24 protein-coding genes and 1 riboswitch are annotated in these 23,120 nt (G+C 62.4%); of the genes, 6 read left to right on the forward strand and 18 right to left on the reverse strand.

What is annotated here, in order from left to right:
* Positions 1 to 45 precede the first annotated feature (45 nt).
* From K3724_RS16180 to K3724_RS16200, 5 genes are all read right to left on the reverse strand, one after another.
* Positions 46 to 1,287, reverse strand: coding sequence for an FAD-binding oxidoreductase (locus K3724_RS16180; protein WP_259987214.1), 1,242 nt, complete (start codon positions 1,285 to 1,287; stop codon positions 46 to 48).
* Between the two features lie 136 nt (positions 1,288 to 1,423).
* Positions 1,424 to 2,059 carry a 50S ribosomal protein L25/general stress protein Ctc gene (locus K3724_RS16185; protein WP_129371936.1) on the reverse strand — a complete coding sequence of 212 codons (636 nt, stop codon included), beginning with the start codon at positions 2,057 to 2,059 and terminating at the stop codon, positions 1,424 to 1,426.
* 126 nt (positions 2,060 to 2,185) lie between these two features.
* Positions 2,186 to 3,352, reverse strand: a complete 1,167-nt coding sequence (locus tag K3724_RS16190) for an alpha-hydroxy acid oxidase (RefSeq protein WP_259987216.1) — start codon at positions 3,350 to 3,352, stop codon at positions 2,186 to 2,188.
* Between the two features lie 141 nt (positions 3,353 to 3,493).
* Entirely contained in the window at positions 3,494 to 4,285 is a 792-nt protein-coding gene (trpA, locus tag K3724_RS16195; RefSeq protein ID WP_259987218.1) for a tryptophan synthase subunit alpha, read from the reverse strand.
* A gap of 93 nt (positions 4,286 to 4,378) precedes the next feature.
* On the reverse strand, positions 4,379 to 4,876 hold the full coding sequence (locus K3724_RS16200; protein WP_259987220.1) for an acyloxyacyl hydrolase: 498 nt from the start codon (positions 4,874 to 4,876) through the stop codon (positions 4,379 to 4,381).
* 206 nt (positions 4,877 to 5,082) lie between these two features.
* Here K3724_RS16200 and ychF point away from each other — a divergent pair, with 206 nt between their 5' ends.
* The 3 genes from ychF (at position 5,083) to K3724_RS16215 (ending at position 7,205) form a co-directional block, all read left to right on the forward strand.
* Positions 5,083 to 6,180 carry a redox-regulated ATPase YchF gene (ychF, locus tag K3724_RS16205; RefSeq protein WP_259987229.1) on the forward strand — a complete coding sequence of 366 codons (1,098 nt, stop codon included), beginning with the start codon at positions 5,083 to 5,085 and terminating at the stop codon, positions 6,178 to 6,180.
* 174 nt (positions 6,181 to 6,354) lie between these two features.
* Positions 6,355 to 6,732, forward strand: coding sequence for a DUF2237 family protein (locus K3724_RS16210; RefSeq protein ID WP_259987231.1), 378 nt, complete (start codon positions 6,355 to 6,357; stop codon positions 6,730 to 6,732).
* A 152-nt stretch (positions 6,733 to 6,884) separates the two neighbouring features.
* On the forward strand, positions 6,885 to 7,205 hold the full coding sequence (locus tag K3724_RS16215; protein ID WP_259987239.1) for an antibiotic biosynthesis monooxygenase: 321 nt from the start codon (positions 6,885 to 6,887) through the stop codon (positions 7,203 to 7,205).
* A gap of 56 nt (positions 7,206 to 7,261) precedes the next feature.
* On the opposite strand, the gene trpB is transcribed toward K3724_RS16215, so the two are convergent.
* The 4 genes from trpB to ihfB all read right to left on the reverse strand — a co-directional run bounded on the left by trpB (position 7,262) and on the right by ihfB (position 10,318).
* Entirely contained in the window at positions 7,262 to 8,521 is a 1,260-nt protein-coding gene (gene trpB, locus K3724_RS16220) for a tryptophan synthase subunit beta (RefSeq protein WP_259987241.1), read from the reverse strand.
* Between the two features lie 501 nt (positions 8,522 to 9,022).
* A complete protein-coding gene (locus K3724_RS16225; protein WP_259987243.1) occupies positions 9,023 to 9,676 on the reverse strand; it encodes a phosphoribosylanthranilate isomerase in 654 nt (217 codons plus the stop codon).
* 7 nt (positions 9,677 to 9,683) lie between these two features.
* Entirely contained in the window at positions 9,684 to 10,034 is a 351-nt protein-coding gene (locus K3724_RS16230; protein ID WP_129371945.1) for a LapA family protein, read from the reverse strand.
* Entirely contained in the window at positions 10,034 to 10,318 is a 285-nt protein-coding gene (gene ihfB, locus K3724_RS16235; protein ID WP_129371946.1) for an integration host factor subunit beta, read from the reverse strand. The genes K3724_RS16230 and ihfB overlap by 1 nt, the downstream gene beginning before the upstream one ends.
* Positions 10,319 to 10,951: 633 nt before the next feature.
* Here ihfB and K3724_RS16240 point away from each other — a divergent pair.
* Both K3724_RS16240 and K3724_RS16245 read left to right on the forward strand, forming a co-directional pair.
* Entirely contained in the window at positions 10,952 to 12,313 is a 1,362-nt protein-coding gene (locus tag K3724_RS16240; RefSeq protein ID WP_259987245.1) for an ammonium transporter, read from the forward strand.
* A 113-nt stretch (positions 12,314 to 12,426) separates the two neighbouring features.
* Complete coding sequence (locus K3724_RS16245; protein WP_259987247.1) at positions 12,427 to 12,624, forward strand: hypothetical protein; 198 nt, start codon at positions 12,427 to 12,429, stop codon at positions 12,622 to 12,624.
* A gap of 281 nt (positions 12,625 to 12,905) precedes the next feature.
* Here the strand turns inward: K3724_RS16245 and K3724_RS16250 are convergent, their stop codons facing one another.
* The gene (locus tag K3724_RS16250) at positions 12,906 to 13,031 is read right to left on the reverse strand and encodes a hypothetical protein (protein ID WP_259987249.1); all 126 of its coding nucleotides are present in this window, start codon (positions 13,029 to 13,031) and stop codon (positions 12,906 to 12,908) included.
* Between the two features lie 47 nt (positions 13,032 to 13,078).
* Here K3724_RS16250 and K3724_RS16255 point away from each other — a divergent pair, with 47 nt between their 5' ends.
* On the forward strand, positions 13,079 to 13,426 hold the full coding sequence (locus K3724_RS16255; RefSeq protein WP_259987251.1) for an IS66 family transposase: 348 nt from the start codon (positions 13,079 to 13,081) through the stop codon (positions 13,424 to 13,426).
* Positions 13,427 to 13,700: 274 nt separating this feature from the next.
* Here K3724_RS16255 and K3724_RS16260 read toward each other — a convergent pair whose 3' ends face one another.
* The 8 genes from K3724_RS16260 to rpsA all read right to left on the reverse strand — a co-directional run bounded on the left by K3724_RS16260 (position 13,701) and on the right by rpsA (position 23,006).
* On the reverse strand, positions 13,701 to 13,886 hold the full coding sequence (locus tag K3724_RS16260) for a biopolymer transporter ExbD (RefSeq protein ID WP_259987253.1): 186 nt from the start codon (positions 13,884 to 13,886) through the stop codon (positions 13,701 to 13,703).
* A gap of 363 nt (positions 13,887 to 14,249) precedes the next feature.
* On the reverse strand, positions 14,250 to 15,251 hold the full coding sequence (locus K3724_RS16265) for a DUF6925 family protein (RefSeq protein WP_259987255.1): 1,002 nt from the start codon (positions 15,249 to 15,251) through the stop codon (positions 14,250 to 14,252).
* On the reverse strand, positions 15,244 to 15,900 hold the full coding sequence (locus K3724_RS16270; protein ID WP_259987257.1) for an adenosylcobinamide amidohydrolase: 657 nt from the start codon (positions 15,898 to 15,900) through the stop codon (positions 15,244 to 15,246). The genes K3724_RS16265 and K3724_RS16270 overlap by 8 nt, the downstream gene beginning before the upstream one ends.
* Entirely contained in the window at positions 15,900 to 16,655 is a 756-nt protein-coding gene (locus K3724_RS16275) for an ABC transporter ATP-binding protein (protein WP_259987259.1), read from the reverse strand. Before K3724_RS16275 ends, K3724_RS16270 begins: the two co-directional genes overlap by 1 nt.
* Complete coding sequence (locus tag K3724_RS16280) at positions 16,652 to 17,635, reverse strand: iron ABC transporter permease (protein ID WP_259987261.1); 984 nt, start codon at positions 17,633 to 17,635, stop codon at positions 16,652 to 16,654. Before K3724_RS16280 ends, K3724_RS16275 begins: the two co-directional genes overlap by 4 nt.
* Positions 17,632 to 18,468, reverse strand: coding sequence for an ABC transporter substrate-binding protein (locus tag K3724_RS16285; RefSeq protein WP_259987263.1), 837 nt, complete (start codon positions 18,466 to 18,468; stop codon positions 17,632 to 17,634). Before K3724_RS16285 ends, K3724_RS16280 begins: the two co-directional genes overlap by 4 nt.
* A gap of 3 nt (positions 18,469 to 18,471) precedes the next feature.
* Complete coding sequence (locus K3724_RS16290; protein WP_259987265.1) at positions 18,472 to 20,355, reverse strand: TonB-dependent siderophore receptor; 1,884 nt, start codon at positions 20,353 to 20,355, stop codon at positions 18,472 to 18,474.
* 155 nt (positions 20,356 to 20,510) lie between these two features.
* Positions 20,511 to 20,720, reverse strand: a riboswitch (cobalamin riboswitch).
* Positions 20,721 to 21,323: 603 nt separating this feature from the next.
* Positions 21,324 to 23,006: a 30S ribosomal protein S1 gene (gene rpsA / locus K3724_RS16295; RefSeq protein ID WP_259987267.1), complete on the reverse strand. Its 1,683-nt coding sequence runs from the start codon at positions 23,004 to 23,006 to the stop codon at positions 21,324 to 21,326.
* Positions 23,007 to 23,120: the final 114 nt, after the last annotated feature.

A 23,120-nucleotide genomic window follows, 5' to 3' on the forward strand; every position in this document is an offset into this window, starting at 1 on the left:
CGTTTGATGCCCTATTTGACGTCCGGAATCCAGTGGTCTCCAGCGTCAGGCAAAGGCCCGGTCTGCAGCAAAGGGCGCCAAATCCACATTGGGCTGCCGGCCTTCCGCCAGATCGGCAACCAGCCTCCCGGTGATGCCGCCCAGGGTCAGGCCGATGTGCTGATGGCCAAAGGCGTGGATCACCCGGTCCGACTGCGGGCTGCGGCCAATCACCGGCAGCGAGTCCGGCATGGTCGGGCGGTAGCCCAGCCAGTCGCTGTCCGGGTCCGGCAGCGACCCCAGCATCTCTGCCCCCTTGCGAACGAGATAGTCCAGGCGGCGCGGGTTTGCAGGCGCGTCCAGCGCGGCGATCTCCACCGTGCCGGTCAGCCGCAAACCTTTCGCATGCGGCACCGCATAAAACCCGGCCTCGCCCCAGCCGACGGGCCGCGTCACCCGATGCCCCTCACTTTCATACATCACATGATAGCCGCGCTCGGTGCCAAGCGGCAGTTTCTGCGTACCCGCGCCCTTGATTTGTGTGGAGAACGCGCCACTGGCAATCACCGCGTGGCCGGCGGTGAGGCTCTGCCCGCCTGCCTGCAGTTCCACCCCTGTGTCCGAGGCCCGGACTGTCTCCGCCTTGGCCCGCAGCGTGGTGCCGCCCAGATCCGCAAATGCCCGGTGCATCCGGGTGATGAATTCCAGCGGATCGCGCAAGTGCCGGGCGGCGTGAAAATGCACCGCGCGTTTGACAGGCAGATGCAGGCCAGGCTCCATCTCCAGCGCTTCCTCCGGGTCAACCTCGCGCCAGGGCACGCCCAGCGCCCGGCGGCGTTCCAGGCCCGCGGCGGCAGCCTTGGCAGCCTTCCCGGTGGACCAGACCGACAGCTGACCGCGCTCGACCACCAGATCCTGGGCGCCTGCGGCCTCGATCAGCGGGTTTATTCCGGCATCGGCATGGGCCAGCAGATCTGCCAGATGGCCCGCAATCCGGCGCGAAGGTGCGGCGCGGCAATTGGCCAGAAAGGACAGCATCCAACGCGGATTGCGCAGCGCATGGGCATAAGACAACGACAGCGGACTGTCCCTGGAGAACATCAGCTGCGGCAGGCTGGTCAGCACCGACGGGTCATTCACCGGCAGGCAGGCATAGGTCGCCAGGGTACAGGCATTGCCGTAACTGGTGCCGGATCCGGGCGGCTCCGGGTCCATCAGCAGCACCTTATGCCCGCGCATCTGCACCCACAGCGCGCAGCTCATCCCCACCGCGCCTGCGCCCGCTATGGCAATGTCAAAATCCGCCATGCCCGTCCCTCCCCTGTCCTCGGGCGGAAATGGGGCAGCGGCGCAGGGAAAAGTCAACCACATGCCTGCGGGGCGGACAAACAAAAACGGGCCCCCAGATGGGAGCCCGCAAACCAAACCCGGATGGGCGCGGTTCTTATTCTTCGGCAGCCACTGCTTCGGCTTCGCCTTCTTCGCCTTCTTCGTCATCCGATGCGGTCAGGCCGCCCGGGGATGCGATGTTGGCAATCACGAAGTCGCGGTCGATGGTCGGCTTGGCGCCGGCCGGCAGCTCGATCGACGAGATGGTGACAACGTCGCCGATGTTCAGGCCTGCCAGATCGACAACCAGCTTCTCGGGGATGTCGCCAGCGGTCACGACCAGCTCAACCTCGGGGCGGGTCACGTTCAGCATGCCGCCTTTTTTGACGCCGGGTGCTTCGTCCTCGTTGATGAACTCAACCGGGATGTACAGGTTGACTTTCGAGGTGCGGCGCAGACGCATCAGGTCGAGGTGGGTCGGCAGGTCCTTCACCACATCGCGCTGAACGTCGCGGCAGATCACGCGCACGTCGTCCTGGCCTTCCACTTTCAGGTTCCACAGGGTGGACTTGAACTGGCCGGCTTTCAGCTTTTTCAGCAGAACGTTGAACGGGATCTGGATCGCAACCGGATCCACGTCACCACCGTAAACAACGCCCGGTACCATGCCTGCGCGGCGCGCAGCGCGAGCGGCGCCCTTGCCCGTCCCCGCACGTACTTCGGCGACGAGATCAGGAATCTCTTTTGCCATGTCAATTCTCCAATGTATCTAGGGCGGAGTGCCTCCAAGGCTGTCACCCCGCGTGAAGCCGTGCCTATAGACCGCTTGCGGCAATTTGGGAAGGGGCAAAGCCCCCTGCCCGGTTCCGGGGCCGCGTTATTCCTGCCAGCGCCCGCCGAAATCCTGCGGCACCAGCAGATTATGACGCCCCAGGCCATCAACTGAACGTTCGCCGCACAGTGCCATGGTGGTGTCCAGTTCCTTGCGAATCACTTCCAGAGCCTCGGTGACGCCTTTCTGGCCCCTTGCCCCCAGGCCGTAAACAAAGGCGCGGCCGATCATGGTGCCGGTGGCCCCCAGCGCCAGTGCCTTCAGCACGTCCTGGCCAGAGCGGATGCCGCTGTCCAGATGCACCTCGACGTCACTGCCCACAGCATCCATGATTTCCGGCAGCATCCGGATGGAACTCAGCGCGCCGTCCAGCTGCCGCCCGCCGTGGTTCGACACAACGATGGCATCGGCGCCCAGTTTGGCGGCCATCCTCGCGTCTTCGGCGTCCAGAACCCCTTTCAGGATCACCTTGCCGCCCCACATCTCCATCAGCTTTTCAACCTTGCCCCAGTCCAGCGCCGGATCGAATTGCTCGGCCGTCCAGGCGCCCAGCTGCGAGGTGTCGGAAACGCCGTGCACATGGCCGACGATATTGCCGAAATTGCGCCGCTTGGCGCCCAGCATCTGCAAGCCCCAGGTCCATTTGGTCATCAGGTTGACAATGGTCGCGGGGGTCAGCTTGGGCGGCGCCGACAGCCCGTTTTTCAGATCCTTGTGCCGCTGGCCCAGGATCTGCAGGTCCAGCGTGATCACCAGCGCCGAGCATTTGGCATCCTTGGCCCGCTGGATCAGGCGGCGGATGTAGTCCTCGTCCTTCATCGTATAAAGCTGGAACCAGAATGGCTTGGTGGTCGCTTCCGCCACTTCCTCGATCGAGTTGATCGACATGGTGGACAGCGTGAACGGCACCCCGAACTCCTCAGCCGCGCGGGCCGCCTTGATCTCGCCATCGGCGTGCTGCATCCCCATCAGCCCCACCGGCGCCAAGGCCACCGGCATCGCCACGTCCTGGCCGATCATCCGGGCCGCGGTCGTGCGCCGGGTCATGTCCACCGCCACCCGCTGGCGCAGGCGGATCTGCTCAAAATCTGAGGTGTTCTCGCGGAAGGTCTGCTCGGTCCAGCTGCCGCTTTCGGCATAATCATAGAACATCCGCGGCACACGGCGTTCATAGATGCGCTTCAGGTCGTTGATATTTGTGATCACCGGCACTGGATTCTCTCCCGATCTCATGTGGTAAAGTTTTCTTACCAATTTGTCGAAGCAAAGGCAACGCCGCGATTGCCGCACCCCTTGAGACGCAAAAAGCCGCACCCGAAGGCGCGGCTTTTCAAACCTGTTTGCTGCAGACCCTCAGCCTTTATGCGCACCATCCGCGAGGGACTTCACAAACGCCAGCACCTCGGCCGGCGACTTGCCTGCGCCGATCTGGCTGACAATGGCGCTGCCCACTACGGCGCCGTCCGAGATCGAGGCGATGTTCTGCGCCTTCTGGGGCGTATTGATGCCAAAGCCCACGATAATCGGCAGATCGGTGGCCGCCTTGATGCGGGCAACCTCGGGGCCGACGTCGGTGGCCTCGGCCTCTGCCGCGCCGGTGATGCCGGTGATCGACACATAATAGACAAAGCCCGAAGTGTTCTGCAGCACCTTGGGCAGGCGCGCGTCATCGGTGGTGGGGGTGGCCAGGCGGATGAAGTTCAGCCCCGCTTTTTGCGCCGGGATGCACAGCTCGTCATCTTCTTCCGGCGGCAGGTCCACCACGATCAGCCCGTCTATGCCGGCCGCTTTGGCGTCTTCCAGAAAGGTATCCACACCACGGTTATAGATCGGGTTGTAATAGCCCATCAGCACGATCGGCGTGGTGTCGTCGCCTTTGCGGAAATCTGCCGCCAGCTGCAACGTCTTCTCCAGCGTCATACCGCCGTCCAGCGCGCGTTGGCCCGCCAGCTGGATGGTCGGCCCGTCAGCCATTGGATCGGTGAACGGCAGGCCCAGCTCAATAATGTCCACACCGGCGCCCGGCAGCCCTTTGACCACTTCCAGCGAGGTGTCATAATCGGGGTCGCCCGCCATCACATAGGTGACAAAGGCTTTCTTTCCGGCGGCTTTCAGGTCGGCGAATTTGGCATCAATGCGGGTCATGGGCGGGCCTTTTATTCAGGTTTCCGCCATGGTGTGCCGAATGTTGCGCGGGAAATCAATCCCGGGCCGCGCGCAGGCCCGGGAATGCACCGGTCAGCGGTTCAGCGGAATGTGCCAGCGCAGCGTCAGCGAATTCACGCCCGGGTTCTGGTCCGCGGTCGAGGCGTTGGATTTGTGGCTAAGCGCCAGCGACACCGCCTTGCCATTGTGAAACCGCTTGCCAACCGCCAGCAGGCTGCGGATTTCAAAGGTAGAGCCCAGATCATTACCCAGCGAGCTTTCGTGATAAGCGCCGGGCATCACGCTGGTCTCAATGAACCAGTTGTTGTTCAGGTCAACCACGCCGCTGATGCCGACGCCGGCGAACACATCGCCGGTTTCCTGCACTTCCAGCACCGCGCCGAACCGGGTCGACAGCAGCCGCCCCTCGTGGAACGGCGCATGCAGATACTCCGCTGCAAACAGCGCGCTGTCTTCGGAACCCGCACGGGAATAATTGGAATAGCCCAGCCCCAGCGTCACTTCCTGGGCGGCGGCAGGCATGGCTGCGGCAGCACAAAACGCGGCTGCCAGCATAGCTGTCTGTTTCATTTCTAGCCCCTCGCAGAATTATTTTCTTTGCACCAAGATATTTTAATTTGCTGCTTTTCCTAGTCACCTCACGAAAAAGCAATATGAGGGTTCACTGTGCGACCCCGCACAGAGAGAGATTGTGGCACATATGTCAGCCATCCTTGCCTTGCGTGCAGGCTCAATGCTGCCTAGAAGCAGCTCCCAAGTGGTATCAGGAGGCCGGTATGGGCTTTAAGATGGGAATCGTCGGCCTGCCCAATGTGGGTAAATCGACGCTGTTCAATGCGCTCACCAAAACCGCCTCGGCGCAGGCGGCCAATTTTCCGTTCTGCACGATTGAGCCCAATGTGGGTGAGGTCGGCGTGCCGGACGCGCGTCTGGACAAGCTGGCGGCGATTGCCGGCTCCAAGCAGATCATCCCGACCCGGATGACATTTGTCGACATCGCCGGCCTGGTCAAGGGCGCGTCGCAGGGCGAGGGCCTGGGCAACCAGTTCCTGGCCAACATCCGCGAAACAGATGCAATTGCCCATGTGCTGCGCTGTTTTGAAGACGGCGACGTGACCCATGTGGAGGGCCGTGTCGACCCGGTTGCTGACGCCGAAGTGATCGAGACCGAGCTGATGCTGTCGGACCTTGAAAGCATCGAGAAACGCCGCGCCAATCTGGTGCGCAAGCTGAAGGGCAACGACAAGGAAGCATTGCAGCAAGACCGGCTGCTGGCCGCGGCCCAGGCGATGCTCGAAGACGGCAAACCCGCCCGTCTGGTCGAGGTTGACGCCGACGACGCCAAGGCCTGGAAGATGCTGCAGCTGCTGACCACAAAGCCGGTGCTCTATGTATGCAACGTTGGCGAATCGGAATCGGTTGAGGGCAACACGCATTCCGCCAAAGTGGCCGAAATGGCCGCGGCGCAGGGCAATTCCCATGTGATCATCTCGGCTCAGATCGAAGAAGAGATCAGCCAGCTGGACGCCGACGAAGCCCAGATGTTCCTCGAGGAGATGGGCCTGGCCGAGGCCGGTCTCGACCGTTTGATCCGCGCAGGTTACGAGCTGCTGCACCTGGAAACCTATTTCACCGTCGGCCCGAAAGAGGCCCGCGCCTGGACCATCCGCAGCGGCACCGCAGCGCCGCAAGCGGCCGGCGTGATCCACGGTGATTTCGAGAAGGGTTTCATCCGCGCCGAGACCATCGCCTATGACGAATTCATCGCCTGCAATGGCGAGCAAGGCGCCAAGGAAGCCGGCAAGATGCGGGCGGAAGGCAAAAGCTACGTCGTCAAAGACGGCGATGTGCTGCACTTCCTGTTCAGCAAGTAACCCGGGGACTGCAGCCTTGATTTTCAACCGCCCGCCAGCCCGTCTGGCGGGCGGTTTGCGTTTTACGGCCAGTTGGGGCAATCCTGTGCAAACCAGGCATTTCAAGCCGGAACCTACGGGACCGGCGGCGCAAACGCGCTATCCTTAACCCTGAACGCGCCAAGGACGGGCCTCATGGAAAAAGACGACAGCATCAATGTTCTGGGCGGCCCGCTGGCGCCTTGCTCCACTGCGCCGGTGACCGGATTTTTCCGCGATGGGCATTGCAACACCTGCGCCGAGGATCAGGGCAGCCATACAGTTTGCGTGGTGATGACTGCGGAATTCCTGGCGTTCAGCAAATACGTCGGCAATGACCTGTCGACCCCGCGGGCCGAGTTCGGCTTTGCCGGCCTGCAGTCTGGCGACCGCTGGTGCCTGTGCGCGGCCCGATTCCTGCAGGCAGCGGATGAGGGCTGCGCCCCCAAGGTGCATCTTGAGGCCACCCATCAGCAGGCACTGGAGATTGTGCCGCTCAGCATTCTGCAAAGCTATGCCGCCGATCCGGCCTGAACCGGTCCGGATTGCTGGATTGACCTGCCCGATTGCCCTCCCCGATTGACCGGCAGCGGGAAAAACCGTTATTGCATCGTCAAGCCAGCCCGCCGGACCCTCGCCTGCGCCAGCCTCCCTGCATTTCATCACACCGACAAGGAGGCTCCTGCATGAGCTACATCGCCATGAACCGTTTCAAGATCCGCCCGGGCCGCGAAGCCGATTTTGAGACCATCTGGAAACAGCGGGAAAGCCGCCTGAAGGAGCTGAAGGGGTTCCGCGAATTCCGCCTGCTTAAAGGCCCGGAAGGCGCAGACCACCATCTCTATTCCAGCCATGTGATCTGGGACAGCCGCGAAGATTTTGAGGCCTGGACCAAATCCGAACAGTTCCGTGCTGCGCACCGCGATGCGGGCAAGCGCGAAGGCGAAAGCCCGATCCTGGGCCATCCGCAGTTCGAAGGGTTCGAGACCGTCCTGCACGAGGCCTGACCCGAACAGAAAAAGGCGCCCTGCGGGGCGCCTTTTGTGTTACCGGGTTGTTGCCGTTACTCCTCGAAGCTGCGGCCTTCTTCGGTGTCGGACATATCAAAGCCCAGATGCTTGGCAACGGTGAACACGTCCTTGTCGCCGCGGCCGCACATGTTCATCACAATGATGTGGTCCGACGGCAGCTTGGGCGCGATCTTCATCACATGGGCCAGCGCGTGGCTGGGCTCCAGCGCCGGGATGATGCCTTCGGTGCGGCAGCTGACCTGAAAGGCTTCCAGCGCTTCCTTGTCGGTGATCGAGACATATTCGGCGCGCCCCGACTCATGCAGCCAGGAATGTTCGGGGCCGATGCCCGGATAATCCAAACCTGCGGAAATCGAATAGCCTTCCTGGATCTGGCCGTCCTCATTCTGCAGCAGATAGGTGCGGTTGCCATGCAGCACGCCCGGACGCCCGCCAGTGAGGGAGGCGCAGTGCTGGATCCGGTCATCCACACCCTTGCCACCGGCCTCAACCCCGATGATTTTCACCGATGGGTCATCCAGAAACGGGTGGAACAGGCCAATGGCGTTAGAACCGCCGCCGATCGCAGCAATCACAGTATCCGGCAGACGGCCCTCGCCTTCCTGCTCGGCCAGCTGCCAGCGCACTTCCTTGCCGATGATCGACTGGAAATCGCGCACCATCGCGGGGTACGGGTGCGGGCCTGCGGCGGTGCCGATGCAATAGAAGGTGTCGCGCACATTGGTCACCCAGTCGCGCAGCGCGTCGTTCATTGCGTCCTTCAAGGTGCCGCGGCCCGAGGTGACCGGGATCACTTCAGCACCCAAAAGGCGCATGCGGAACACATTCGGCGCCTGGCGCTTCACGTCATGGGCGCCCATGTAGACGATGCACTTAAGGCCGAACTTGGCGCAGACGGTGGCAGTCGCCACACCGTGCTGGCCGGCACCGGTTTCGGCGATGATCCGTGTCTTCCCCATACGGCGTGCCAGCAGGATCTGGCCCAGCACGTTGTTCACCTTATGCGCGCCGGTGTGGTTCAGCTCGTCACGCTTCATATAGATCTTGGCGCCGCCCAGCTCTGCGCTCAGACGCTCGGCGTGATAGAGCGGACTGGGACGGCCGACGTAATGCGTCCACAGATCCTTCATCTCCGCCCAAAAGGCAGGGTCGTCCTTGGCGCGGTTATATTCGGCCTCAAGGCTCAGGATCAGCGGCATCAGGGTTTCCGAGACAAACCGTCCGCCAAAGATGCCAAAACGCCCCTGTTCATCCGGACCGTTCATGAAGCTGTTGAAAAGATCGTCGGCCATGGTTCTTCCCTCTCTCGCAGCGCCCGCAATGACTATAGCGCCCCGCTGCCTTGGTAAAGAGGGGTTCAAGCAAGCAGGCACATCCGGCGAAGGCCGATGCCCTGCCGGAATGTCTGATAGCCGCCGCTTGCTGCTGGTCCTGAAAATTAAGAGGATAAGTTTGGCGGCGCTGCCAACAAGCGGAGGCGGGCGGGCGTATTCGCCCGCGTGCTATACGTTGTCTCTGCACGCCCCCAATGATTGAGGCCCTGTTCCTAAGTGCCGGAAGTGTCAGGTCCAGGGTGACCGCGATCAGGGGAAAGCATGGCAGAACGGGTTTAAGACGGCGTGAGGGCAGCGTGCGCCGGCTGCGCAACACCCGGAAGGCATACCAGCTAGGCGCGGTCGCGTAGTGAGTATTTTTGGAAAGATGAAGACACGGGACGATGCATCTTCATCTTTCTCCAAATACTCAAATCCCGCCGGCTGCCGCATTTGCACCGGCTGCTGCGGCGCGGGGCTTCAGCCACGGGAAGCGTGCGCCGCCCTGGTGAAATCTTCGATCAGCGCGGCGTCTTTCTGCCCCGGCGCGTTTTCAACGCCGGAGGAGACATCGACCTGACGCGCACCGGTCATGCGGATCGCCTCGGCGACGTTGCCCGGGGTCAGGCCGCCGGCCAGCATCCAGGGTTTCTGCCAGTATTTGCGGCCCGCCAGCAGCCGCCAGTCAAAGGCCAGGCCATTCCCGCCCGGCAGCGCGGCCTCCTTGGGAGGCTTGGCGTCGATCAAGAGCTGATCAGCCACCTGTTCATAAAGCGCAATCTGCGGCAGGTCGGCGGCATCGGCGATGCCAACGGCCTTCATCACCGGCAGGCCGTAGCGGGCGCGCACCTCGGCCACCCGCTGCGGGCTTTCCTTGCCATGGAGCTGCAGCATATCAAGCGGCACCGCGGCTGTGATCGCATCAAGCTCTGCATCTGCGGCGTTTACTGTCAGCGCTACTTTGCACAGGCCGGCGGGGGTTTCGACGGCCAAAGCTGCGGCCAGTTCGATGCTGACGTTGCGCGGGGACTTCGGGAAAAATACAAAACCGGCATAAGCCGCCCCTGCCCCGGCAACGGCCGCAACATCCTGCGGCGCGCTAAGCCCGCAGATCTTGACCCGGATCTCTGTCATGGCGGTGTCAGCCCGCGTCTTCCAAAAGCGCCAGAACTTCGTCTTTGCCTTCGTTCTTCTGCTTTTTCAGCTTGCTCACTTCGCGGTTCAGCCTGCGCGCCTCGCGCGTCTTCTGCGCGGCTTCGCTGCGGTGCTTGTGCTCGCGCAGCCATTCCCACAGGAAGCCGATCACCAGCCCGGCGCCAACCCCGCCCAGCACCACCGCAAACAGCGGCAGCGCAATGGTGAAATTGAAACCAAAAAGCTCGCCCAACGCCGAGGGCATCAGCTTCAGTTCGACAAAAGATCGGTTTGCAAGGGCAACCGAAACCAGCACAATGGCCAGAGACCCCAGAACCGCGTAGCGAATGTAACGCATCAGGCTTTCCCGTTCAGGCGGTCCCTCAAGAGCTTGCCAGTCTTGAAGAACGGCACATGTTTTTCATCGACATGGACCGTTTCACCGGTGCGGGGATTGCGGCCGGTCCGCGAGTCCCGCTTTTTGACCGAAAAGGCGCCAAAGCCGCGCAGCTCAACCCGGTCGCCGCGGGACATCGCATCGGTCACTTCCTCGAACACCGTGTTCACGATCCTCTCCACATCCCGCTGATACAGGTGCGGGTTTTCGTCTGCAATCATCTGAATCAACTCAGAGCGGATCATGTTCTTTTTCCTCCCAGGCTGCCGGTATGTTCTGGCTATTATTTTGAGAGTATAGGAAAAATTCTTGCGTGGGGGAACAAAATGCCGCGGGTCCGGCAGCTAAATCGGTGGGAGTTCACCGGGTTTTCCGCCTCCAGCCTGCAATTTCGGGGCGGCAAGCTGCCGCCGCAGTGCGGCATTCCCCGTTACCAGGCGCGCTGCGGCGATTTGATTCGGAGCGGCAGACAGCACCCGGATCACACAGGCCTCCGGGGCCACCCCTGCGGTGTGCCGGCCACAGCGGTGTGATATTTCCCTGCCATAGAATCTACTGAGACCGGTTGATTCCGCCGCCAAGGAAGGCCGAAGCCGAAACCATTCACTTAACCGGCAGCGCGGGATGCGGCATACAGCCGCCGCATACGCCGCAAATGAAACTTTATTTCCACAAGGTAAAATTATTTGTTGTAAAGCGCCCTGGATCCGCCATCCTTTCCGTGAACCAGGCGTGTCAGAGGACCTGACCGGCCCGGTGCGTTTCGAACCGGCATGCTCGGCCCATTGGCGGCAGCATAGGCCGGCCTGTCAAAGCTGGTGGCAAACAACCGGCAGGACGACAAACCAACTTGGAGAAAACTGGAAATGCCATTGGACGTGAGCACGATACACGCTCAGCAAGTTACGCTGAATTCACTGGTACAGAATATTCTGTACGCTTCCGGGATCGTCGGGGCCATTCTGGTCGTCGTCGGCCTGCTGCTGATTGATGCAGGCACTGCACGGCGCAGGAATCTGTTCAACTCGACGATTGAAAAAACGCTGGGGTTCTTCCTCGGGTTTGCGACCTACTACGTCATCGGTTTTGGCCTGTGGGCCGGGCAGTATTACATCATGGAAGGCGCGACCATGATGGATTCCATCAAGGATTGGTGGCTGGGCGGCGCCCTGACCAATGCGATGGCGCATCATACGGATCCGGGAACCTTTCCGGGGCTGAACACCTTCCAGATCTTCATCTTTTTCCTGGCGGTGTTTGCCGGCATCATCAACATCCTGCTGCATTTCGCAGTATCTGAACGGATGAAGGCCTCCGCCTATTTCATCACCTGCATTGTCGCCGCGGTGGTGTCCTCGGGCCTGAGCTGGGCAACCTGGGGGTCGGTCGGGCCGCTGACCAATGCGGGCTTCCACGATTTCTTCGGCGTCGGGTTCGTCTATCTGTTCCCGGCCGGCATGGCGCTGGTATTCACGCCCAAGCTGGGCGCACGCCCCGGCATGATGGCGCCGCATCCGCGGATCTCGGCCTATCTGGCGCCGAGCATCGGGTTGTGCGCTCCGGGCCTTTTGCTGATCTTTGCCGGCTTGCCGATGGTGATCCTGTCCTGCCTGTTTTTCTTTGATCCCGAAGCGCTGGCCGTCAGCATCACCATGGCCGACACCAGCGTCGGCATCGCAATCAACAATTACGCGCTGGTCTGGGCCGGCGGTGCGGTGACTGGCCTGCTGATCGCCTATGCCACCGGTAAATACGCCTATACGCTGCTGGGCCCGCTGGCGGGCTATGTCGCGGGCGCGTCCGGCTTTGATGTCTATCTGCCCTGGCAGGCGTTCATTGTCGGGCTGGTGGCGCCGTTCATTGCCTATGCGGTCTATGAGTTCACGCTGAAGCGCGGCATCGACGAACACAAGCTGTTCCCGCTGTTCCTGGGCTGCGGTACCTTCGGAATGATCATGCTGGGCCTGTTCAAGGCTGGCACCCCGCGCGGCGGCTACTTCGGGGTTGAGGAAGGCGCCTATGCGTTCCAGCACGGGGAAATCTCGCTGGTGATGCAGCTGGCGGGTACTGCTGTCTGCATCGGCACCGGTGTTGTCACTGCGCTGATTTTGGCCTTCATCCTGGAGCGGACCGTGGGGCTGCGTGTGTCCGAGGACGACCAGATCGACGGGCTGGACGGCAAGGTCTGGGACCTGGAGCCGGATGTCATCACCCACGCGGACAGCGTGCAGCGCGCCTGATCGCACCGGGATCGGGAGAGAGGCCCTGGCGGAAGCCGGGGCCTCTTTCGTTCGCGCCCCTGATACGGCGGGAATCGGCTATAGTCACTCTCATCAATAGAGAGGAGACCGCCATGCTGTACCCGCTTGCCTCGCTTGAGGCCGACAAACTGGACGCGATCAAGAGCCTGGAAAAGGACATCGGCAGCCCTGTGGTGGCGCTGGCGGGTGTCGAGGCAAACACCGCCGCCCTGCCCGAAGACCAGCTGAAGAAACTGCAGGAGCTGGAAGCGGAACTGGGCGTTGTGCTGGTGGCCGTCCGGCCGAACTAGCGGGCGCAGCGGACAGGCGCGGCACTGGCCCGGACGCGGCTGAAACGCTGGCCGCTGCTGTGGCTGTTAAGGTCCGCTATGCGGCACATTTTCGGACGTTTGCCCGTGCGGCTATTGCTTGCGCAGAAAATGCTCGCGGGCGCGGCATGGCTCCCGGCGCTACGCAGCGTGTGTCGCCAGAGCGGATGAAGTGGATGGCTCCTGCTCCACCGGCGTCGGAACCCCAACCAGCATTGGAATGCGCCTGGCATGTCCGCTGGCTACAGCCGCATCCTCCGTCGTCAACGCATTTTCCCCATAGACAGCCCCAAGAGCCCAGCGGCTTCCACCTTGGGGGGTTTTTCAACGCGGGCCAGTGTCGCGCCAAGCCGCACCCTCATGCCGCGGGCCGCGTCAGAAAACTTCATCAGAGCCGGTCTTGACCGGGGCAATGGCGGTGCCCCCCCCCAGGCCCATGGTGATGTTCCGCTACGCACCTGGCTGGGGCGCCGGGCATGCTCTCCGCTTCTTCAAGGTCCATCGCAAGCAAATCGTGCAATGCAACGGCTATGAAACCTATGAGAAGCTCACCAAGGCCGAGCGGACCGTGAGCCCATGGGTGCTCGTCCATTGCTGGACGCATAGGCGCCGACGCTTCGTGAAGCGGCTCGAAAAGGACAGCTTGCCGATCGCTGAAGAAACTCTGCGCCAGATCGCCGAGCTCAATACCGTCGAGAAATCCGTGCGCGGCCTGCCCGCCGAAGCCCGGCTTGCTGCCCGGCACGAACTCTCTACGCCGGTCATCGCGGCCTTCTGGCCCTAGCTCGAGGCGCGGCTGTCACGCATTCCGCGTTCGTCCGAACTTGCCAAGGACAGCTGCCTTTCCGGCACGCTGCGCGCGTTGCTCGACGGCCATCCCAGAAGCCGCATCGACGACCTCATGCCCAGAAACTTCCCGCCCGTGTCAAGCTGCGCCGCGTAAGGGAGCGCCAGTGCGCTTGTTTCAGGTCATGAAACGGGGCGAGAATTCGAATGCATAATTCCCAGGGGCATCTGAGGTTCGATTCGGGAGAGTACAGCCGCACCCCACCGTCGCTTCAACCGGGCTTCACGTGCAGAATTCCCGGTGTTGCGCTGTCTCCGTTCTCCGGCCTGGGCGGCGCAATCGAAAGAGGTGCCCGCGGAGCGATCTGCAAGGTCAGCAAGAAGAAGATCAGCAGCAGGAACACCACGTTAATCATCGGCGCGAGGCTAAGGCACTTTTTTCGAGCGCGGCGGTCCAAAGGCCAGCCTCATTCTGCGGCGTGCCGCAATGCTGGGCGGGCAGTTCCGCCTTGGCGGTGTGGGTGGTTTCCTTCTTTGCCCTCTCCGCATTGAATTCGGGCTTCAGCACGGCACGCACCGCAGACAGCGTTACCCGGTCCAGCGGTGTACGTCCTGCGGTGGCTAGGCGCTGCGTGCCCCTCGCCCCTTGAACAAGCTATGCTTCGGTCCGCGATTTGCGCCAGGCGCCCGCCTGCACAAGCCTGGTTACACACCAGAGAAACAGCGCGAGGGTCAGCACCGACAGCCCTGCAATCACCCACAGGGCGGGGCCGCCGCGGCCATGAAATCGATCAAAGGGGCAAGGAACATCGCAGCCTCCTTCAGTGGCCCGGGTTTTCCGGTTCTGTTTGCTCTGCACCGCGGTCAAAGCGCTCGGTGTAGGACGCTGTCAGGCGGCTGGGGCCGTGCAGCAGCCGCCATTGCCGGATGCCATTGCGCCAGCCTGCCCGGCCTTCGCGGGTGTCCGGCTCTTCCGCCGACCCGGCAGGGGTTTCTGTATTAAGCAGCTCCCAGACCGCCTGCTTGCCCTGGCAGTATGCTTCGGCGCCCCAAGCGCTCAGCAGGTCTTGGAATGCGTCGAAGGCCGCACGGTTGAACACCTTGTCCTCGCCCAGGAGGCCTATCACCGGGTTCTCAGGATGGACGCCGCAGCAGGGCACCCAGCCTTCGGGGATGGGCGTGTTGGCGGAATGGGTGCGCTCGGCGCGCAGCAATTTGGGCAGCACATGGGTATGCGGGCCTTCGGGGGACTTGCCGCCGGTGTCGGGACCGCCGATCATCTGGTAAACCTCTACCCGGCCGAGGCGGGTCAGCAGCACCCTGTGGGGGTGATGTTTCAGGATTGCGCCCATCACCGGGTTGCCATGTTCAAACAGCGAGCGGCCGGCGTTTTTGTTCAGCACGTCCAGCAATTCCGGATCGGCGGTGCGGATGCAGAAATCCGCCTGGTACTGGCCCAGGCCCATGTCGAACAACTGGGCGCGGCGGTCTTCGCCGCGCAGGGCGCCTTCGTCAGGGCCAAGCGCGGTCAGAACATCGCGCTGGTTCATCGCGGCCTCGGCCTGCGGCAGGCACAGCGACACGGCTTGCGTCCAGCGGTGCGGCTTGGGGCTGAGCGTTTCATAGGCAACCGGGCGCACGCCCTCCAATGTGTCGATGCGCACGCCGCCGCGGGAGGTTACCTGCATCAGCCCGGCATGTTCCTGCGGGGCCGGGTCGCCATAGACATGGTGGAACTCGGCAATGGCGCCAAAAGACCCCATGTTCCAGCCGCAATCTTCTTGCATCAGCGCGTCTTTCAGCACCTGTTGAAGCTCAGGCATGTGCTGCCCTCCTGTTGGTTGATTTCCATTCCAGGGCGCCCAGATGGACAGCCTGGTAAACGGCTTTGCCTATGGCTTCGCCGGTAGCGGTATGCAGTCCGGCATAAGGAGTTGCACCAGCCGGTGCCGCCACCGCGACACAGTCGGTTCCGGTACCGGTCGCAATGCCGCCTGGCAGGGCGATGCCCGCCTCCATCACGGCCGCTGTGCGGGCCTGGACCGCGATACTCATCGCTTCGATCAGCCCGGCCTGGGTCAGCCCTTCGGAGAGGCGCAGTGCGACATTGATGGTTCCCCAGTTGCGGCTGGCGTAGTCCATCCGGCTCCCAACCCGCTCGGCGTTGGACAGGCCGACGGTGGCTACCGCATGGGCGGTGATGCCTTCTACATTGGCCGTTGCCTCGCAATAGCGGCGCACATCGCGAGAGGTGAGGAAGGCCACGGCATCCTCGCAGTCCCTCTGCGCCAGTTCACCTGCGAACCATTCGGTGACATCCAAATCCGGTGGCAGGTCGCTGTTGCGGACCTCGCGCCACAGGATACGGCGGGCAGCGGCAAGGCCGGGGCGGTTCACTGCCCAGCTCAGCACCTGCATTTCGGCACCGAGGTCAAATTCGATCCAGGGGCGTTCCAAGGTGACCCTGCCCATCACAGCACCTCCAGCGGCTGGAACACCGGCCCTTGCGCCGTGGTCTCATGCCAGACCGAGATGCCAAAGGCGCGGGCCATCAACGCCGGTGTCAGCACCTCAGCGGGCGCACCATCAGCCAGTATTCCGCCTTCGGCCAGCAGGATCAGCCGGGTGCAGTGGCGTGCGGCAAGCCCAAGGTCATGCAATGATACCAGCGCGGCGCGGCCTTCGGCCGCGAGGCTGGCAAAAACCTCCATGGTGGAAATCTGATGCGCCGGGTCCAGCCCGGCGGCGGGCTCGTCAGCCATCAACAGCGGCGTGTCCTGCGCCAGCGCGCGGGCAATCAGTGCGCGGGCCTGCTCGCCGCCTGACAGGCGGGAGGCTGCGCGCTGCCGGAACGGATCCAGTCCCATGCGCTCAATCGACTGGTCGACCAGCGCCTGATCGCCGGGCGGCAGCCGCAGCCCCTGAGGCAGATGCGGCAGGCGGCCAAGCGCCACCAGCCGCTCCACCGGGATCGGCCAGGCAATCTCGCGCGATTGCGGCATCCAGGCCACCGCGCGGGCGCGCTCCGACGCTTTCATCGCCGCCAGCGAGCTGTGCCCCTGCGCCGGGATCAGCCCCAAGGCGGCGCGCATCAGGCTGCTTTTGCCGGCGCCATTCGGCCCCAGCAGGCCAACGAATTCACCTGCTTGGATTTCAAACGACACATCACGCAGCACCGGGCGGTTCCGCAAGGTGACAGAGAGGTTCCGAACCGAAAGCACGCTCATGCCAGCCCCTTCCGCGTCTTATAGATCAGATGCAGGAAAAGCGGCGCGCCAACCAGGGCAGTGACCACTCCTAGCTTGAGGTCGCGCGACGGCAGGATGATCCGCACCGTGATATCTGCCAATTGCAACATAATGGCGCCGCCAAGTGCCGAGGCCCACAACAGCCGCGACGGCTGGCCGCCAACCAGCGGGCGCAGGATATGCGGCACCACCAGACCGATGAAACCGATGGCCCCGGCCACCGCGGTTGCACCGCCGACGATGCTGGCGGTTCCAATGACCAACAGCAGCCGCAGCCGGTTCAGGTTCATTCCCATCGTCTGCGCCGCATCCTCGCCCAGGGTCAGCGCATCCAGCCCCCGCGACAGCGTCATCAGGATCGCGGCTCCCGTCAGTGCAAAGGGCAGCACCAGCCAGACATGCAGCATTGAGCGGTCCGCCAGCGAGCCCATCATCCAGAACACGATCTCATTGGCGGCAAAGGGGTTGGGCGACAGGTTCAGCACCAGCGAGGTGAGCGCCGCTGCCATCGCTGAGATCGCGATCCCCGCCAGGATCAGCGTCAGCGAGCCGCCCTGCGGTCCGGCCAGCGCCATCACCAGAAACACACCCGCCAAAGCTCCCGACAGAGCGGCCAGCGGCAGGCCCAGGGTGAGACTGGCCGCCAGCCCGGTGTTGATCGCCAGCACCGCCCCCAGCGCCGCCGAGGAGGACACACCGATCAACCCCGGCTCAGCCAGCGGGTTGCGCAGGTAGCCCTGCATCGCGGCACCCGCCAGCCCCAGCCCGCCGCCGATGATCACCGCAAGCAGCGCCCGCGGCAGCCGGATTTCGCGCATCACCAGCGTCAGCGGACCATAGCTGTTGTCAAAAAGGGCCGCCAGGCTTTCGCCGATGCCCACATCCGCAGGCCCCACGGTCAGCGACAGCAGGAACAACGCCAAAACGGCCGTGGTAAGCATTAGCATCAGACGGGTCATTCCCGGCCCTCCTTTTCAAGAAACGTGCGGCGTTCCTCGGCCAGCGCCGCCACCGCGCGCAGAACATGCGGAGTGCCGCAGACCCAATCCGCATCGCGGATCTGCCCGGCACCGCTGCGGCCCGCCAGGCGGCGCACTGCCGGATGCAGCAGAACTTCCTCGCTGCGCGAGCCGCGCGGATAGGGAGAGGTTCCGATCAGCAGGTCCGGTTCCGCCATTGCCAGCACCTCCAGCGGCATATGACCGGAGCGGCCATAGCCCAGCTCATCCGCGATATTGCGCAGCCCCGCCGCGCGCAGGATCTTGCCCGCAAGGGTCTTGCTGCCGGAAGTGAAACCGTTAGCGGCATAAAGCGCGGCGCGCGGCGCCTCCGGCCCGGTGTACTCGAACGTTTCCAACTGCTGGTCATAGTCTGCCAGCAGTGCGCGGGCCGCGTCTTCACGGCCCAGAACCTCCCCCATCTGCAGGATGCGCGCGCGCACATCCTGCAGCGAGCTGGCGGGCTCGAACACCACCACCGGCACGCCAAGACGGCGCAGCATATCCGTGGTGGCCGGTGTCGAATAGGCGCCGGCAATCACCAGGTCGGGCCGCAGCAAATAAATCTCCTCTGCCAGCCCGTGGTTGGCGGGATAGGCCATGGCCGCGTCAGCCATAGCCGAGGCGCGTGTGTCCCGCGCGATGTAGGAGACCGAGGCCAGCTGGCCAGGTGCCGCAAGCAGCATCGCCAGCTGGTCAGTGCAAAGGTTCATCGACACCACGCGCGACGGCCCGGCAAAAGCACCGGTGGCGGCCCACAAAAGGACCAGGACTATGCCGGACAGCCTGCGCATGGGTCAGAACGAGGCCCTTACGCCGATATAGGCAGCGCGGCCGCGCTTGGCATAGCCCCAGACGTCCGCGTAGTCCTCATCGAACAGGTTGGTGACACGCCCGTTCAGCACCACGTTATCTGTCAGCTCATACTGAGCAGCCACATCAACGGTGGTGTAATCCGGCAGCTCAGCTGTGGCAAAGGAGCCAAAGAACTGGCTGTCCCAATTGCCTGCCACATGCCGGATGTCTGCGGTGACAGAGCCACGGCCATTGAAAGTATCCAGTGTGGCACTCAGCAGAAGCTCGTGCTCCGGACGGCGGATCTCGACCGAGCCATTAGGGTTGGTGGCGTCCAGATAGGTGTAGGACAGGCGCAGATCGAGATATTCGGTGGCTTTCAGGCTTGCTGCCAGCTCAACACCTTTGCGATCACTGTCCCCGGCTTGGTTGCGGTAGGAGAACGTGGTTGCGTTCACCATGTAGCTCTCGATCTCTCCCGTCAGGGTTTCGTCAAAATAGGTCACATCGACCAGCCCGCGCCCCTGCAGGAACGGTACCTCGACCCCGAAATCGAAGCTGTGGTTTTCTTCGGGCTGCAAGCTCTGATTGCCAAGGTAGGTGGTGGCGCCGAATGTGCTGTTGGCAAACAGCTCAAAGTAAGACGGGTTCACGATCCCTGTCCCGGCAGAGCTGTGCAGCCGCACGCCGCTGCCTGCGAAGGTATAAGAGGCACTGGCCGTCCAGCTGGTTGCGTCTTCGAATACGCTGTTGTTGTCGTGGCGCACCCCAAGCTGCAGATCCAGACCATTGGCAAAGCTGCCGCGGTATTCCAGGGCAATCGAATTGGTTTCGCGCGCAAAGGCCGGGTTGGAACTGCTGGAGTCCTCTTCCCATTCCAGCATCGCGTTCAGAAGGTGGTCTGCCTGATCCGCCGGCTGCCCGTCCAGGCCGAAGCTCAGCAGATATTTTGCTGCTTCAGTCTTGGTCTCGGTCGGGGTGCCGCCATTGAAGGAGCGGTCAAAGTCTGTGCGTTCCAGCGACAACCGATGCTTCAGACGGCCGCCCAAGGTGTCCAGTTCAGCATAGACTTGGGTCAGTTGCTCATCGCGGTCACTGAATTGCGTGGGATCATCCACGACATAGCTAGCCGCATCCGTTGCAGTGAAAGAGGTGCTGTCGCTGTCATAGCGCTCATCCGAGGTGCGGACGTTGAAGCCGAGCTTCAGCCGGTCGGTGACGAGGTAATCGCCTTTCAGCTGCAGTGTATTGCGGCGGATGCCGTCCTCTTCGCCGCCATCGCCGGAGGCATCGTAGCCGTCGTCATTGTCATGGGCGAGGCTGAAGGAAAGGCCGCCGCGCTCGGTCCGTGACGAGATCCGCGCCGACGCCCGGTAGCCGTCCGAACCCGCCTCGGCGCTGCCGCCATATTCGGTGCCGATGCCGCCGGTCTTGGTGATGATGTTGATCACACCGGCCGAGGCATTGGAGCCGTAGAACACCGATTGCGGGCCGCGCAGGACCTCGATCCGCTCGATATTGGCTGTGTCCAGGCCGGACAGGATGTACTCGCTGTCACCGCCCGAGGCTTCGACACCGTCGATCAGGATCAGCGTGTGATTGGCTTCGGCGCCGCGGATGCGAACCTGGGTAAAGCTGTCGCCGGAGCCGTTTATCATCAGGCCGGGAACGGAACGCAGCGCGTCCTGCACGGTGCTGATGCCGCGGTCTTTGATTTCTTCGCTGGTCAGAACTGAGACGGAGCGGCCGTATTTCCGGGCCTCAACCGGTGTGAAGCCGCCGGAGATGATAATCTCCGCCAGGTCGGTGACCTCTGGATCCTGGGCGGTTGCGATTGCGGGGGTGACGGCCAGGGCCGCGGCCAGGGTCAAGCTTGCCTTGCGCATATTCCATTCCTCCCGGCCCGCGCAACAATCGCAGGCCAAGTGACTGCCCAAGCGGGCAGTGTATTCGGGTCGGGTCTTTGGAAGGCTTTGCCTCCGCAGACGGTGAAAACTGCCACCACTACGGAAATCCGTTATCTACGGCGCGCCCCGCACCGGGATAGGGTGATCATCCTGGCAGGTCTCCTGACTCGCGGGTCGAAGCTTTGCCGCGCCTTCCCGCCCCTTGGGGCAGTGGCATTTCGCAGCATTGCTCTCCGCTCACAGTTGCGGGGGCAGTCACGGATTCAGCGCCTGTTGGCTACACTTCACCGTGTTCCCTTTTACCCGGGTGGTCTCCCAGCCGGACCAGAATGTCCGGGACTTAGGCAAACTGGAATTGTTCTGTCAAGCGGAAGCAAACTCAACCGAGGTTTCTATGGATTGACTTCAGGATGGAATGATAAAAACAAATGTTTGAATTTAGGGGCTTACGTCCGGAAAATCTCCGTGAAGAAATTTGGTTTTGAGCACTGGGGATGCGGCTTTAGTTCAAAAAAAGGAGTATGCCGAACCGCGGCCGATACTGCTGTTCAATCTCAAGCGGGACTTAGGAAGCGAGATCTTGCATTGCAGGCAAGCCCGTCATTGCTCCTTTCCAATGCCCGTGGAAAACTGGAAGGTCCACATTCTGCAAGTAGTGTCAAAAGTGTTTCCTTTTGCCCTGTCTGTTTGCAGCCGCGGTGAATGAAAGGCGTCTCCGCACTTCGGGCATTGCCCACCAAAACATCGCTGAACCATGCCTAACCCTCGGCACTTCCTTTTACCGTGCAGCGGGCGGTTTCCGGCAGTGCAGCGGGCCGACGCGCTGCACGCGTGCCGCGAGAATTCGGCACTTCTGCAATGGGCTCGAACCAACCCTCCCACCCAAAAAAAAAGCCCCGCAGACACCTGCGGGGCTTTCGTTTTCAGCAGCCGTGAGGCCGGGGAGATTACTCGTCGCCCGACTTCAGTGCGGCGCCCAGGATGTCGCCCAGCGATGCGCCGGAGTCCGAGGAGCCATACTGTTCCACAGCTTCTTTCTCTTCTGCAATCTCGCGTGCCTTGATCGACAGGCCCAGACGGCGGGTCTTGGAGTCGACGTTGGTGACGCGGACGTCGACCTTGTCGCCAACCGAGAAGCGCTCGGGGCGCTGGTCGGCACGGTCGCGCGCCAGGTCGGAGCGGCGGATGAAGGACTTCATGCCTTCGTATTCCACCTCAACGCCGCCGTCTTCGATCGCGGTCACGTTCACGGTCACGATCGAGCCGCGCTTCACGCCGCCAACCGCTTCTGCAAACTTGTCGCCGCCCAGAGCTTTGATCGACAGCGAGATACGCTCTTTGTCGACGTCCACTTCGGAAACAACGGCCGAAACCATGTCGCCTTTGCGGTAGTTCTGGATCGCTTCTTCACCGCGCTCGTCCCAGGACAGGTCGGAGAGGTGAACCATGCCGTCGATGTCGCCGTCGAGACCAATGAACAGACCGAATTCGGTGATGTTCTTGACTTCGCCTTCGACCTCGGTGCCTTCCGGGTTGGCTTCGGAGAAGACTTCCCACGGGTTGCGCATGGTCTGCTTGAGGCCCAGGGACACGCGGCGCTTGGCACCGTCGATTTCCAGAACCATGACGTCGACTTCCTGGGAAGTGGAGACGATTTTGCCCGGGTGGACGTTCTTCTTGGTCCAGGACATCTCGGAGACGTGCACCAGACCTTCGACGCCCGGCTCCAGCTCAACAAATGCACCGTAATCGGTGATGTTGGTGACACGGCCCTTGTGGACCGAGGACAGCGGGTACTTGGCGCCAACCAGATCCCACGGATCTTCCTGCAGCTGCTTCATGCCGAGGGAGATACGGTGAGTCTCTTTGTTGATCTTGATGACCTGAACCTTGACGGTTTCGCCGATCGACAGGATCTCGGAGGGGTGGTTCACACGGCGCCATGCCATGTCGGTGACGTGCAGCAGGCCGTCAACGCCGCCCAGGTCAACAAACGCACCGTATTCGGTGATGTTCTTGACCACACCGTCGACTGCTTGGCCTTCGGTCAGGTTGCCGATGACTTCGGCACGCTGTTCGGCACGCGATTCTTCCAGGATGGCGCGGCGCGAGACAACGATGTTGCCGCGGCGGCGGTCCATTTTCAGGATCTGGAACGGCTGCTTCAGACCCATCAGCGGGCCGGCGTCGCGCACGGGGCGCACGTCGACCTGCGAACCGGGCAGGAACGCAACAGCGCCGCCCAGGTCGACAGTGAAGCCGCCCTTGACGCGGCCGAAGATCGCGCCTTCGACGCGCTGATCGTCTGCGTATGCTTTTTCCAGGCGGTCCCAGGCTTCTTCACGGCGGGCCATCTCACGCGAGATAACGGCTTCGCCGCGGGCGTTTTCAGCCGAGCGCAGGAAGACTTCCACTTCGTCGCCGACAGCGATTTCAGCAGCTTCACCGGGATTTGCGAATTCTTTCAGATCAACGCGGCCTTCCATTTTGTAGCCGACGTCGATGATGGCCTGACCGGCTTCGATTGCCAGTACTTTGCCTTTGACAACCGAACCCTCGTCCGGAGTGTCCATTTCGAAGCTTTCATTCAGGAGGGCTTCGAAATCCTCCATTGATACGTTTTGAGCCATGAGGTCTCAGATTTCCTTTTCATACGGTTTTTCTGGCCATGCGGTTGTCTCCGCCGGTCTTGGTTCAGCCGCACAGGACGTGGCCCGGATCACATCTGATCAAACAAACACAAA

The sequence above is a fragment of the Leisingera sp. M658 genome (genome assembly GCF_025144145.1).
In the GTDB taxonomy this organism is placed as follows: domain Bacteria; phylum Pseudomonadota; class Alphaproteobacteria; order Rhodobacterales; family Rhodobacteraceae; genus Leisingera.